The following is a 242-nucleotide window of genomic DNA, read 5'->3' on the forward strand; positions in this document are numbered from 1 at the left end:
GCAACGAGATCTTCATTCTGCCGCTGAACTTCGTGATGGAGTCGCTGCAGCCGCAAGCCGAGGACATCTACACGGTCGCCAACGGCGAGCGCGTGGTGCGCGTGCGCGGCGAATATCTGCCGCTCGTCGCGTTGCACGAGGTGTTCAACGTCGACGGCGCGAAGCAGGAGCCGACCCAGGGCATCGTCACCATCATGCAGACCGAGGGGCGCCGCTTTGCGATGCTGATCGACGAGCTGGTG

1 protein-coding gene is annotated in these 242 nt (G+C 64.0%); it reads left to right on the forward strand.

What is annotated here, in order from left to right; all coding sequences use genetic code 11:
• On the forward strand, positions 1-242 hold a 242-nt coding region (locus SB822_RS60160; RefSeq protein WP_410859521.1), incomplete at both ends, for a chemotaxis protein CheW.

The organism is Paraburkholderia sp. SIMBA_054, from assembly GCF_046534875.1.
GTDB lineage: Bacteria > Pseudomonadota > Gammaproteobacteria > Burkholderiales > Burkholderiaceae > Paraburkholderia > Paraburkholderia hospita.